Source organism: Microbispora sp. CA-135349, from assembly GCF_050947365.1.
GTDB lineage: Bacteria > Actinomycetota > Actinomycetes > Streptosporangiales > Streptosporangiaceae > Microbispora.
Window position 1 is genome coordinate 6491352 of the sequence record NZ_CP192001.1, and the last position, 13757, is coordinate 6505108.

A 13757-nucleotide genomic window follows, 5' to 3' on the forward strand; every position below is an offset into this window, starting at 1 on the left:
GGCCTGAGAAAAGGCGCAGGGGGCCGGCGCACTCGCCGGCCCCCTGCGCTCACGGGGTCGTGGGTCAGCTGCAGCCGCTGGTGCTGCCGCAGCCCTCGCAGACGTAGCAGCTGCCGGCAGGACGCATCTTGGTGCCGCAGGTCATGCACAGCGGCGCGTCCGCCGTACGGCCCTGGTGGCTTTCCAGGGAGGCGCCGACCCGGCGCGGCTCGGGCACCGCGACCGGCGCGGACTGACCGCCGGACGGCCCCTCGGCGGGCTTGGACTCGACGGGCCCGGCCTGCGCCTTCTCGACGGGCGCGGCCTGCCCGCTTTCGATCGGCGCGGCCTGCCCGCCTTCGATCGGCGCAGACTGCGCCAGTGCGGCGGTGTCGACGTCCTGGAGCGCGGCCGGGTCCTCACCGCGCTGCTGCGCGGCCCGCTCGGAGGCGGAGAAGATGCCGAGCGCCGCGCGGTCCTCGTACGGCAGGTAGTCGAGCGCGAGCCGCCGGAAGATGTAGTCCATCACGGACTGCGCCATCCGGACGTCGGGGTCGTCGGTCATGCCCGCCGGCTCGAACCGCATGTTGACGAACTTCTGCACGTAGGTGTCGAGCGGCACGCCGTACTGGAGACCGATCGAGATCGCCACGGAGAAGGCGTCCATCACACCCGCGAGCGTGCTGCCCTGCTTGGACATCTTGAGGAAGACCTCGCCCAGGCCGTCGTCGGGGTAGGACGAGGCGGTCATGTAGCCCTTGGCGCCGCCCACCGTGAAGCGGGTGGTGATGCTCGGCCGCTGGTTCGGCATCCGCCGCCGGGTCGGCCGTGCGACCTCCACGACCTGGACGACCGGCTCCTTCTCCTCGGCCTGCGCGGGCGCCTCCTCGGAGGTCTTCTTGGCGATCGACAGCGGCTGGCCGACCTTGCAGTTGTCGCGGTAGACGGCAAGGGCCTTGAGGCCGAGCTTCCAGCCCTCCAGGTAGACCTGCTCGATGTCGTCCACCGTGGCCGACTCGGGCAGGTTCACGGTCTTGGAGATCGCGCCGGACAGGAACGGCTGGACGGCCGCCATCATCCGGACGTGGCCCATCGGGGCGATGGCCCGCTCGCCCATCGCGCAGTCGAACACCTCGTAGTGCTCCGGCCGCAGGCCGGGGGCGTCCACGACGTGACCGTGCTCGGCGATGTACTCGACGATGGCCTCGACCTGCTCCTCGAGGTAGCCGAGCCGGCGCAGCGCCCGCGGGATCGTCTGGTTGACGATCTGCATCGAGCCGCCGCCGACGAGCTTCTTGAACTTCACCAGCGCGAGGTCGGGCTCGATGCCGGTGGTGTCGCAGTCCATCATCAGGCCGATGGTGCCGGTCGGGGCGAGCAGCGACGCCTGGGCGTTGCGGTAGCCGTTCTTCTCGCCGAGCCGCAGGCACTCCTGCCACTCCCGGGTGGCCTCGGCGTGCAGCGCCTTGTCCATGTCGTCGAGCGTGCGCAGGTCGTCGTTGGCCGCGGCGTGCTTGCGCATGACCCGCTTGTGCGGCTCGGCGTTGCGCTGGTAGCCGTCGTACGGGCCGACGATCCCGGCCATCTCGGCCGAGCGGCGGTAGGACACGGCGGTCATCAGCGAGGTGATCCCGGCCGCGATGGCCCGGCCGCCGTCGGAGTCGTACGCGTGGCCGGTCGCCATCAGCAGCGCGCCCAGGTTGGCGTAGCCGATGCCGAGCTGGCGGTACGCCCGGGTGGTCTCGGCGATCTTCTGCGTCGGGAAGTCGGCGAAGGTGATCGAGATGTCCATCGCGGTGATGATCAGCTCGGTGACCTTGACGAAGTTCGCGACGTCGAAGCTGTCGTCGTCGCGCAGGAACTTCAGCAGGTTGATCGACGCGAGGTTGCACGAGGAGTTGTCCAGGTGGACGTACTCCGAGCAGGGGTTGCTGGCCGTGATGCGCCCGGTCTCGGGGCAGGTGTGCCAGTCGTTGATCGTGTCGTCGTACTGCACGCCGGGGTCGGCGCACTCCCAGGCGGCCTGGGCCATCTTGCGGAACAGCGAGCGGGCCTCGACCTCCTCGATGACCTCGCCGGTCAGCCGGGCCCGCAGGCCGAACTGCCCGCCGGCCTCGACGGACCGCATGAACTCGTCGGAGACGCGCACCGAGTTGTTGGCGTTCTGGTACTGGACGGACACGATGTCCTTGCCGCCGAGGTCCATGTCGAACCCGGCGTCGCGCAGCGCGCGGATCTTGTCCTCCTCGCGCGCCTTGGTCTCGATGAACTCCTCGATGTCGGGGTGGTCCACGTCGAGGACGACCATCTTGGCCGCCCTGCGGGTGGCGCCGCCCGACTTGATGGTGCCGGCGGAGGCGTCGGCGCCGCGCATGAAGGAGACCGGGCCGCTGGCCGTGCCGCCGCTGGACAGCAGTTCCTTGGACGAGCGGATGCGGGAGAGGTTGACCCCGGAGCCGGAGCCGCCCTTGAAGATGACGCCCTCTTCCTTGTACCAGTCGAGGATCGACTCCATGGTGTCGTCCACGGCCAGGATGAAGCAGGCGCTCACCTGCTGGGGCGAGCGGGTGCCGACGTTGAACCACACCGGCGAGTTGAAGCTGAAGATCTGGTGGATCAGCGCGTGCTTGAGCTCGTGGTCGAAGATCTCCGCGTCCTCCTCGGACGCGAAGTAGCCGTTCTCGAGGCCGGTCCTGGTGTAGACGCCCACGACCCGGTCGACGAGCTGCTTGAGGCTCGACTCGCGCTGCGGGGTGCCCACCGCCCCGCGGAAGTACTTGGTGGTGACGATGTTGGCGGCGTTGACCGACCAGAAGTCCGGGAACTCCACGCCGTGCTGCTCGAAGTTGACCGAGCCGTCCCGCCAGTTCGTCATCACGACGTCGCGCCGCTCCCAGCGGACCTCGTCGTACGGGTGGACACCCGGGGTGGTGAAGACGCGCTTCATCTTCAGACCCTTGCGCGGGCGCTTGCCGGCCCGGCCCCCCGCACCCGATACGGTGCCGCTCACGGTCTCCGTCATGACTTCCCCCTCCCAGGGCCCGGTGGAGCCCCTCTTTCGGACCACGCTCGTTACAACCTCATCGTCACGCCGCGCCGTCGCGCGCCGCCGTCCGCCTCGTCCCGGTCCCCCGGAATGCGCCTACTCCTCGGCCTCAGGGCCGTGAGCCGCGCGGAGCCGCTCGATCTCCGCCTCGAAGTCGGCCAGCGTCTCGAAGCCCCGGTAGACCGACGCGAAGCGCAGGTACGCCACCTCGTCGAGGTCGCGGAGCGGCCCCAGGATGGCCAGGCCCACCTCATGGGAGGCGATCTCGGCCGCACCGGTGCCCCGGATGCTCTCCTCGACCCGCTGCCCGAGCTGGGCGAGGGAGTCCTCGCCGACCGGGCGCCCCTGACAGGCCCGCCGTACGCCGGCGATGACCTTCTCCCGGGAGAACGGCTCGGTGACCCCGCTCCGCTTGCTCACCATCAGCAGCACGGTCTCCTGGGTGGTGAACCTGCGCCCGCATTCGGGGCAGGTGCGCCTGCGGCGGATCGCCGCCCCGTCCTCGGCCGCGCGGCTGTCCACGACCCGGGTGTCGGGATGGCGACAGAACGGACAGTGCATTTCATCGCCTCCCTGAACGCACATCCCGAACACAAGGTGTGGTGAACTTACACCGCTGTGACTACTAGATGTTGTGGTCCAACCGTAGAAGTGCCCGACCTTGAACGCAAGTCGAACCGGCCCTGGGCCGGGAAGTGCCTGCTCGGTGCGCGTGTCGCCGCTCCCGTCACCGCCGCACCACCTGCCCCACGCGTCGCGCAATAGGCCCTTTACGCACCATTCCCCGCCGTTTTATGCACGGCGTCTGACCTGGGCGTACAGACGCCACAGAAGATCGGCTGAATCGAACACGGGATCGATCGAACTCCCGTACGATGAGATGAACGGCGAGATCGGTGATTTCGCTGGATATCGAACAATTGTTTGACGGTGATCTTGAATCGCGGTACGGTCGCTCTGTGCGACATGGGGAACACGGATTGAGAGGTGGCATCGTGAGTGACCGAAGTGAGCAAGCGGATGGCGTCAGCGACCTCGCGGTTCGCAGGCGCGACTCGCTTGGCCTCACCCCGAGGCAGCGGAAGATCCTCGAGGTGATCCGCGACTCGGTCCAGCAGCGCGGCTACCCGCCGTCCATGCGGGAGATCGGGGAAGCGGTCCAGCTGACGAGCACCTCCAGCGTGTCGCACCAGCTCACGGCGCTCCAGCGTAAGGGTTACCTCCGGCGCGACCCGCACCGCCCCAGGGCACTGGAGGTCCGGCTGCCGGGAGAGCCGGTGCTGTGGGTCGATCCGGACGCCACCCCCGAGGAGGAGGCCGGGTTCACCCGGCCCACGGCCGCGTACGTGCCGCTGGTCGGCCGCATCGCCGCCGGTGGTCCCATCCTCGCCGAGCAGAGCATCGAGGACGTTTTCGCGCTGCCCAAGCAGCTGGTGGGCGAGGGCACGCTGTTCCTGCTCCAGGTCTCCGGCGACTCCATGATCGAGGCCGCCATCGCCGACGGCGACTGGGTCGTGGTGCGGCAGCAGCCGGTCGCCGACAACGGCGACATCGTGGCCGCGATGATCGACGGCGAGGCCACCGTGAAGACCTTCAAGCGCAAGGACGGGCACGTGTGGCTGGTGCCGCACAACCCCAACTACGAGCCGATCCCCGGCGACGAGGCGACCGTGCTCGGCAAGGTCACGGCCGTTCTGCGGAAGCTGTAGCAGCACCGGCGCCCCGCGATTCGACGCGCCGCGGGGCGCGACGCCGCCTTTCCGGCGGTCACTAAGCGACAATTAGGGTGAGTCGAATGAGATTCGATTCGCTGTCCCTGGATGCGCTGTCCCTGGATGCGGCCCGCACCCGCGACGGAATCAAATGGGCGCACGCCGAGGCCGGCGTCATTCCCGCCTGGGTCGCCGACATGGACTTCCCCGTGCCCGGGGCGGTGACCGAGGCCATCGCGCGACGCGCCGCCACGGATCTCGGCTATCCCGCATGGCTGGACCAGCCGACCGCCGGCCCTCTGGCGGAGGCGTTCGCCGAGCGCATGGAGGCGCGGTACGGCTGGCGGGCCGACCCGGCACACGTGCGGTCCTACACGGACCTCAACCAGGCCCTCCAGGTGCTGCTGCACGTCATGACCGAACCCGGCGACGCGGTGGCGCTGCACGTGCCGGCCTACGATCCCTTCCTCGTCACGATCACCGGGATGGGCCGCCGCCTGGTGCCGATGCCGCTGACGGCCGACGGCAGGTTCGAGGTCCCCGGCGAGCCCGTCCGGGTGCTCCTGCTGGTGAATCCGCAGAACCCCTCCGGCCGCTCGTTCACCCGTGCGGAGCTCGACGCCGTCGCCGCGTACGCCGACCAGTACGGCACGCTGGTGATCTCCGACGAGATCCACGCCGACCTGACGTACGCTCCGGCCCGGCACATCCCGTTCGCCACGATCCTTCCCGAGCGCACGGTCACGCTGACCTCCGCCAGCAAGGCCTTCAACATGGGCGGCCTGCACTGCTCGGTGGCCCACATCGGCGCGAGGGACGCCAGGGACGCGCTGGGCCGCCAGCCCGCCCACATCTACGGCGCGCCCAGCGTCCTCGGGGTGGAGGCCACGGTGGCCGCCTGGCGGCACGGCGACGCGTGGCTGGAGGAGGTGCTGGCGATCCTGGACCGCAACCGCAGGCGCATCGCCGAGCGGCTCCCGTCCGTCGGATACCGCATGCCGGAAGCCACCTATCTCGCGTGGCTCGACTTCGGCGTGCCCGACGCGGCGGCCTTCCTCGAGCGGGAGGCCCGGGTCAAGCTCAACCCGGGCCCCAACTACGGAGGCGGCGACACCTTCGCCCGCCTCAACTTCGCGACCTCGGCGGCGATCCTGGAGGAGATCCTGTCCAGGATCGCCGCCGCACTGTCGTGACGCGCCCGATCAGCTCGCCGTTCGGCTCACTGTTCAGCTAGCGGTGCAGCTCACCGGCGAGGGAACGCCGTTGCTGCCCGACCAGCTGCCGTTGAATCCGAACGTCGTCGAAGCCCCGGCGCCCAGGGCGCCGTTGTAGGACAGGTTCGTCACGGTGACGTTGGAACCGCTCGCGCTGAGCGTGCCGTTCCAGAGCTGGCTGACGCTCTGGCCGTTCGGGAAGGCCCAGTTCACGGTCCAGCCCGAGATGGCCGAGGAACCGGCCTTCACCGTGACCTCACCCTGGAAGCCGCCGGGGTACTGGTTGGCGACCTTGTACGTGGCGGTGCAGGTCTTGCCACCCGGAGACGACGGCGACGCCGACGGAGACACCGGAGGCGACACCGAGGGGGACGCGGAGGGAGACGCCGAGGGAGACGCGGACGGCGAGACGCTCGGCGAGACCTGCGGCGAGGGCGACACCGGCGGGTTGCCGCCCACCGGCGGGATGAGGTACGGCGAGATGATGCTCTGCTTGGCCTGGTCGACCGTGGCCCAGTCGTCCTTCAGGATGCCGCCCGTGTCACCCGAGTTGGGGTTCCACGACCAGTAGGTGAACGACATGCCGTTCACTCCGGTGCCCATGTACTTCATGAGTTCCTGGAGCCAGACCTTGTCGATGTTGCTGGCCAGCGTGGTGCCGAACTCGCCGACCATGATCGGCGCGATGTTCTGCTTGTACAGGTAGCCCCAGTACTTGTCCCAGATGGCCGGCATGTTGGCCGGGTAGTTCGGGTCGTCGAACCAGTTCTGGTGGAAGACCGACGTGGCGTACTCGTGCGGCGAGTAGACGAGCCGGTTGGCCACGTTGAGCCGCACGGGGAACTGGCCGGCCTTGGTGAGGTTGCCGCCCCACCAGCCGCAGTCCTCGTCGTTGCTGGTGTCGTTGTCCCAGACGTTGGACAGGCCGCCGCTCGGGCAGCTCACGCCCTCCACGAAGATCAGCCAGTTGGGCTGCACGGACAGGATCGCGTTGCCCGCCCGCTCGGCCGCCAGGCGCCAGTCACGCGACTCGTCGCCGCAGCCCCAGCAGGAGCCGGTCGCGTTCGGGTTGGTGCCGTCCGCGTGCGGCTCGTTGTGCAGGTCGGCGCCGATGACGGTGGTGTTGCCGGCGTAGTGCTGGGCCAGCGATTTCCAGTTGTTGATCCAGGTCGACTCGGGGACGCCGGAGGTGTACCAGAGCGCCGTCTGGCCCGCGCTGGTCGGCCGGTGCCGGTCGAGGATGATGCGCATGCCCTTCTGGCCCGCGTAGTCCACGATCTTGTCGAGGATCTGCAGCGGCGACAGGCCGATCAGGTCGGGGTTGGAGTAGGTGTTGACACTGGTCGCCTGGGCGCCCGGCTTCAGCGCGTCGTCGGAGAACGGCACCCGGATGGTGTTGTAGCCCAGGTTCGCCATGAGGTCGAGCTGGCTCTTCCACGGGTTGTTCGCCCACAGCCCGTGGAAGGTCTTGTTGTCGGTCTCCATGCCGAACCAGTTGATGCCGGTCAGCCGGACCGTGGCGCCGGTGCTGTCGACGATCTTGTTCCCGCTGGTGTGCAGGTAGCCGGTGCCCGTGCCGGCGGCGTTCGCCGGCGTACCGGTGACGACGAGAACGGTCGCCGCCATCGCGGCGGCGGTCGCCAGCCCGCCGAGAATTCGTCTGTACAAGACGTGCCTCCCACGCGGGGCGCACGCCGACGGTGAGCCATACGGTCAGGCGCGCACCCCAGACCACCGCCGGAGCGGTGGTGGTCGCGGCATGCCCTGACCGCACGCCTACTTCTCTATGACTTGTTTGTGGCTCGAGCGTAATTTTGTCCGGTAGGCTGGCCGATCGTCAACGTTCCCGGGGTCACCGCAGCGGCGGCACCTCCGGCGGAGTCGCCGCAGGCCGCTCCTCCAGCGCCGCCAGGGCCAGCTCCACCGCCCGCGCCAGCTGCGGATCCCGCCCGGCGACCAGGTCCTGCGGGGTCATGACGACCTCGACGTCCGGGTCGACGCCGTGGTTCTCGACGCCCCACCCCTCGCCCTCCAGCCAGAACGAGTACCGCGGCTGGGTGACGACGGTCCCGTCCACCAGGGAGTACCGCGAGTCGATGCCGATCACGCCGCCCCAGGTCCGCGTGCCCACGAGCGGTCCGATGCCGCGGTTCTTGATCCCGGCGCTGACGATGTCCCCGTCCGACCCGGCGAACTCGTCGGTGACGGCCACGACGGGCCCGCGGGGCGAGTCCTCCGGGTAGCGCTGCGGCTCGTACCCACGGGCCAGCGACCACCCGGTCACCCGCCGCTGCAGCTTCTCCAGCACCAGCTCGGAGACATGGCCGCCGCCGTTGTCGCGCACGTCCACGACGAGCCCGTCGAAGTCCATCTCGGCGCGCAGATCCCGGTGGAACTGCGCCCATCCGGTGGACATCATGTCCGGCACGTGCAGGTAGCCGAGCCGCCCGCCCGACGCCTCACGCACGAACGCCCGCCGTCCGGTCACCCAGTCGTGGTACCGCAGGCGCGTCTCGTCGGCGACGGGTGTGACGACGACCCGGCGGGTCTCGCCTCCGGAGCCGGGCTGGACGGTCAGCTCCACGGGCCGCTCCGCCGTACCGGACAGCAGCGCCAGCGGCCCGCGGACCGGGTCGACCGGGCGCCCGCCCACGGAGACGATCGCGTCGCCCTCCCGGACGGCGACGCCGGGGGCGAGCAGCGGCGAGCGGGCCTCGTGGTCGGAGGACTCCCCGGGCAGGATGCGGCTGACGCGCCACACCCCGCTCTCGTCCCGGGCGAGATCCGCGCCGAGCAGGCCCTGGCGCCGCTTGGGATCCCGGCCGGCGCCGTTCGGCCGCGCGTAGGCGTGGGAGGTGGCCAGCTCACCCTGGACCTCCCAGAGCAGGTCGATCAGCTCGGAGTAGGCGCCCAACCGCTCCACGAGGGGGGCGTAGCGGGCGAGCGTCTCCGGCCAGTCCACGCCGTTCATGTCGGCCCGCCAGAAGTGGTCGCGCATCAGCCGCCCGGCCTCGTTGTAGGCCTGCCGCCACTCGGCGACCGGGTCGACGGTCACGGACACCCGCTCCAGGTCGATGGTGACGATCTCGTCGTCCTCCCCGGTGGAGCGCGTATGCAGGCCGTTCCCGCCGACGGCCACCAGGCGCGTGCCGTCGCCGCTCACCTCGAAGAATTCGAACTCCCCGTCCAGCTCGCCGACCTTGCGCCTGACCAGGTCGTAGCGTTCGAGGACCGGCTCGCCGGACTCGCTGCCGTCGCCGAGCTCGCCCGTGAGCGGGTGACGAAGCCACAGCAGGCCGTCCTTGGCGGCACGCAGGGTTGAGTAGGTGCCGGCGGGCACCGGCACGGGCACGATCCGCGCCGCCAGCCCGTCGGCGTCCACCTCGGTCACCGGCGGCGGGCCGGGCGTGCCGTCGTTCTTGGCGTCGTTCTTCCCGTTCTTGGCTCCGGAGCCGGCCTCGTCCTCTCCGTTGAAGCCGCGGCCGGCGAGCGAGGGATCGAACGGCGAGGGCGTGGTGGCCTTGAGCGGCACCAGGTACGGCCGGCAACTGGCGGGGAAGGACAGGTCGAAGACGTGCCTGTCGTAGACCGGATCGAACGTGCGGTCCGACAGGAAGGCCAGGTGCTTGCCGTCCTTGGTGAAGGTCGGGCTGTAGTCGTTGAAACGCGGCGGGGTCGCCTCGATCACGGTGCTGCCGTCCACGCGGGCCAGCTTGATGTGGCAGCGCCAGGGCTGATAGGCATGCGCCCACGCGAGCCAGGCCGAGTCCGGCGAGAACGTCAGGTGCTGCACGTCGCCGTGGGTGGTGCGGTCCACCTCGCGGACGTTCCCGGACTCGAGGTCGACCACCAGCAACCGCCCGTCGTGGGTGGCGACCGCGACGTGCTCGCCGTCCGGCGCGGCGGCGAGGTCGAGCACCCTGCCGAGTTGACCCGCGGCGAGCGTGCGGATGTCACCTCCGGGCGTGCCGATCTCCAGCGCGTCCTCGCCCGAGGCGTCCGACACCCAGACGGCCCGGCCGACGTTGTCGAGGGGCCGCGGCAGCCGTACCCGGACGCCGGGCTCGGCGCGCAGCACGCCCGCGGGGCCGTCGCGGTGGGTCAGCCAGTGGGCGGTGCCGCGGATCTCGACCACGCTGGCCCGCCCGGTGCGGTCGGGCGCGAAGCCGCCGACCCTGTTGGGCGCCGGCCGCCTGGCTCTGGCCGGGCGCGGCCCGCTCACCGTGATGTCCAGCTTGTACGGCTCGGCGTCCAGGCTCTCCAGCAGCCACAGGTCGCCGCCGAAGCTGTAGACGACGCGGGAGCCGTCGGACGCGGCATGACGTGCGTAGAAGCCGCGGTGTGCGGTGTGCTGCCGCAGGTCCGAGCCGTCGGGCAGGCAGGAGTAGAGGTTGCCGTCGCCGTCGGTGTCCGCGAGGAAGGCCAGTCGCTCCCCCACCCACATGACCGACCAGTGCTGCGCGGGGTTGTCGGCGAACAGACGGGTGAACTCGCCGTCGCCCGTGGCGTCCACCCAGATCTTGGCCGCGGTGCCGCCGCGGTATCGCTTCCACTGCGACGGCTCGCGCCATACCGCGGAGACCGTCGCCACCCTGGGTCCGCTGACCGCGGCCTCGCTGACCCTGCCGTACGGCAGGGCCGCCGCCGGGCCGCCGTCCAGCGGGACCGCGTGCGCCCACTGCCGGGAGCGCGAGCCGTGGCCCGCGGCGGTGACGGCCAGCACGTTCCCGTCCTCGGTCCAGCCGCGCACGCCCGTCATGCCGTTGCCCCAGTGCGTGAGCCGCTCGCCCTCCCCGCCGTCCAGATCGGCGGCGAACACCTCGGGATCGCCCTCGCGGGTGCTCGTCCACGCGACGCGTGTGCCGTCGGGAGAGAACCGGGGGTGGGAGACCGGCACCCGGTCGGCCGTGAACCGCCAGGCCCTGCCGCCGCCCGTGGGCGCCAGCCAGACGTCGTCGTCCGCCACGAAGGCGAGGAGGTCACCGTTCAGGTGGGGGAATCTCAGGTACGCACCATTCGCCACATGCGCACCCTATGCCGAACGACGGCGGAGCCGGGGTCACCCGTTAGGGGACGATGTTGACGAGCTTGGGCGCGCGCACGATCACCTTGCGCGGCTCGCCGTCCAGATAGGGCCGGACCTTGTCCGATGCCAGGGCCAGTGCCTGCAGGTCGGCCTCGGAGATGTCCGGGGAGACCTCCAGCCGGTCGCGGAGCTTGCCCGCCACCTGCACCACGGCCGTGACCGACTCCTGGACCAGCAGCGCCGGGTCGGCCACGGGCCAGCCGGCCTTCGCGACCGACGGCGCGTGCCCGAGCCGTTCCCAGCCCTCCTCCGCGGCGTACGGCGCGACCAGCGAGAGCATGATCGCCAAGGTCTCGGCGGCCTCGCGGACGGCCGGGTCGGCCGCACCGGGACCGGCGTCGATCGCCCGGCGGGCGGCCGAGGTCAGCTCCATCATGCGGGCCACCGCGACGTTGAACCGGTAGCCCTCGACGAGCTTGGTCACCTCGTCGATGGTCCGGTGGGTGACCTTGCGCAGCTCGACGTCACCGCCGGAGAAGTCGATCCCCGGGGCGGACGCCGCGCCGGCCTCGGCCATCACGCGGAACGCGCGGGCGAGGAACTTCTGCGACGCGGCCGGCGAGACGTCGGCCCAGTCGATGTCGTCCTCCGGCGGCCCGGCGAAAATCATCGTGAGCCGGACGGCGTCCACGCCGTAGTTGTCGATCTGCTGGCCGAGGTCCACACCGTTGCCGAGGGACTTCGACATCGCCTTGCCCTGGTTGATGACCTGGCCCTGGTTGAGCAGGCGCAGGAACGGCTCGGTGAAGTCCAGCATGCCCATGTCGTGCAGGACCTTGGTGAAGAACCGCGTGTACAGCAGGTGGAGCACCGCGTGCTCCTGGCCTCCGATGTACTGGTCGATCGGGCCCCACGTGCGGACCTTCTCGACGTCGAACGGCCCGTCGGTGTAGTGCGGGTCGCAGTAACGCAGGAAGTACCACGACGAGTCGACGAACGTGTCCATCGTGTCGGTGTCCCGCTGGGCGGGCCCGCCGCACTTGGGGCAGGAGACGTTGACCCAGTCCGTGGCACCGGCCAGCGGCGAGACGCCCTTCGGCTGCAGGGCCGCGCCGCGCAGGTCGGGCAGCGTGACCGGGAGCTGGTCGTCCGGCACCGGGACCTCGCCGCAGTCCATGCAGTGGATGATCGGGATCGGGGTGCCCCAGAACCGCTGCCGCGACAGCAGCCAGTCGCGCAGGCGGTAGTTCACCGCGGCCTTGCCGGTGCCCCGCTCCTCCAGCACCTCGATGATCTTCTGGATCGCCTCGGTCTTGGTCAGCCCGTCCAGCGGACCGGAGTTGACCAGCGTGCCCTCGCCGGGGGTGGCGACGCCGGTCTCGCCCGGGTCGGCCAGGCCGGTGTGGACGACGACCTTCACCGGCAGGCCGAACTTCCGCGCGAAGTCGAGGTCGCGCTGGTCGTGCGCGGGCACCGCCATGATCGCGCCATGACCGTAGTCGGACAGCACGTAGTCGGCCGCCCAGACCGGGATGCGCTCCCCGTTGACCGGGTTGATCGCGTACGTGCCGAGGAAGACGCCGGTCTTCTCCTTCTCGGTGGACAGCCGCTCGATGTCGGAGAGCTTGGCGACCTCGGCGCGGTAGGCGGCCAGCGCCTCCGCCTGCCCGGGGGCGACGATCTCCTCCGCCAGCGGCGCGTCGGCCGCCACGACGAAGAACGTCGCGCCGTACAGCGTGTCGGGGCGGGTGGTGTAGACGGTGACCGGCTCGTCGCGGCCCTCGATGCGGAACCGGACGTCGGCTCCGGTGGAGCGGCCGATCCAGTTGCGCTGCATGGTGAGAATCCGCTCGGGCCAGCCGCCCTCGATCTGCGCCATGTCGTCGAGCAGCCGGTCGGCGTAGTCAGTGATCTTGAAGTACCACTGCGTCAGCTCGCGGCGGACGACGTCGGCGCCGCAGCGCTCGCACTTGCCCGCCACGACCTGCTCGTTGGCGAGCACGGTCTGGTCCTGCGGGCACCAGTTGACCAGGCCGCCCTTGCGGTAGGCCAGGCCCCGCTCGTAGAAGCGGGTGAACAGCCACTGGTTCCAGTGGAAGTACTCCGGGTCGCTGGTGTGCAGGCGCCGCGACCAGTCGAAGGCGATGGCGTACCGCTTGAACGAGTTCGCCTGGGTGTCGATGTTCTTGTACGTCCACTCGGCGGGGTGGGCGTTGCGCTTGATGGCCGCGTTCTCCGCGGGCAGGCCGAAGGAGTCCCACCCGATGGGGTGCAGGACGTTGTAGCCCTTCTGGAACCAGTAGCGCGCGATGACGTCGCCGATCGCGAAGACCTCGCCGTGCCCCATGTGGAGGTCGCCCGAGGGGTAGGGGAACATGTCGAGCATGTACTTGCGCGGCCTGGTGTCCGCGAGGTCCTCGACCGCCGCGAAGGGGTTCAGCTCCTCCCACCGCGGCAGCCACTTGGCCTGCAGCGCCTGCGGGTCGTACACCGGCTCGTCCACTTCCACTCCTCGCCAGGCGGCTGGAATCACACAAATGAAGGCGCCCGCCCGGGGCATCACCCCCGCCGCACCCCGCTCCTGGCCCGCCTGTGGCCCGGAAGGGAGGGGCAGCCCGCGCTATCGCGTCCCGTTCGTGACGCGACTGCCCGCGCAGCAGGGTGGCGGCACGCCTGTCAAGCGTAGCGCAGACGGCAAGTGCGTCACCGTTCGCTCGTGTGCCCCTGCCAGGCTGACCTCGCCTGTCAGAGTGCGATATCCGATGGTGATAGATCCGTTG

The 13757-nt window shown here is 70.3% G+C and carries 7 protein-coding genes; 2 read left to right on the forward strand and 5 right to left on the reverse strand.

Going from position 1 to position 13757, the window contains the following annotated elements; translation table 11 throughout:
• Window positions 1–64 precede the first annotated feature (64 nt).
• Together ACQPZZ_RS29790 and nrdR are read right to left on the reverse strand one after the other, a co-directional pair.
• Window positions 65–3001, reverse strand: coding sequence for a vitamin B12-dependent ribonucleotide reductase (locus ACQPZZ_RS29790; RefSeq protein WP_432924521.1), 2937 nt, complete (start codon window positions 2999–3001; stop codon window positions 65–67).
• Between the two features lie 120 nt (window positions 3002–3121).
• Window positions 3122–3586, reverse strand: a complete 465-nt coding sequence (nrdR, locus tag ACQPZZ_RS29795) for a transcriptional regulator NrdR (protein ID WP_363643215.1) — start codon at window positions 3584–3586, stop codon at window positions 3122–3124.
• A 431-nt stretch (window positions 3587–4017) separates the two neighbouring features.
• Here nrdR and lexA point away from each other — a divergent pair, with 431 nt between their 5' ends.
• Together lexA and ACQPZZ_RS29805 are read left to right on the forward strand one after the other, a co-directional pair.
• A complete protein-coding gene (lexA, locus tag ACQPZZ_RS29800; protein WP_363643396.1) occupies window positions 4018–4734 on the forward strand; it encodes a transcriptional repressor LexA in 717 nt (238 codons plus the stop codon).
• Window positions 4735–4820: 86 nt separating this feature from the next.
• Window positions 4821–5930, forward strand: a complete 1110-nt coding sequence (locus tag ACQPZZ_RS29805) for a MalY/PatB family protein (RefSeq protein WP_432924523.1) — start codon at window positions 4821–4823, stop codon at window positions 5928–5930.
• A 33-nt stretch (window positions 5931–5963) separates the two neighbouring features.
• Here ACQPZZ_RS29805 and ACQPZZ_RS29810 read toward each other — a convergent pair whose 3' ends face one another.
• The 3 genes from ACQPZZ_RS29810 to leuS all read right to left on the reverse strand — a co-directional run bounded on the left by ACQPZZ_RS29810 (window position 5964) and on the right by leuS (window position 13480).
• Complete coding sequence (locus ACQPZZ_RS29810) at window positions 5964–7619, reverse strand: cellulase family glycosylhydrolase (protein WP_432924525.1); 1656 nt, start codon at window positions 7617–7619, stop codon at window positions 5964–5966.
• Window positions 7620–7803: 184 nt separating this feature from the next.
• Window positions 7804–10974 carry a S41 family peptidase gene (locus ACQPZZ_RS29815; protein WP_432924527.1) on the reverse strand — a complete coding sequence of 1057 codons (3171 nt, stop codon included), beginning with the start codon at window positions 10972–10974 and terminating at the stop codon, window positions 7804–7806.
• A 43-nt stretch (window positions 10975–11017) separates the two neighbouring features.
• The gene (gene leuS, locus ACQPZZ_RS29820; protein ID WP_363643223.1) at window positions 11018–13480 is read right to left on the reverse strand and encodes a leucine--tRNA ligase; all 2463 of its coding nucleotides are present in this window, start codon (window positions 13478–13480) and stop codon (window positions 11018–11020) included.
• Between the last annotated feature and the right edge of the window lie 277 nt (window positions 13481–13757).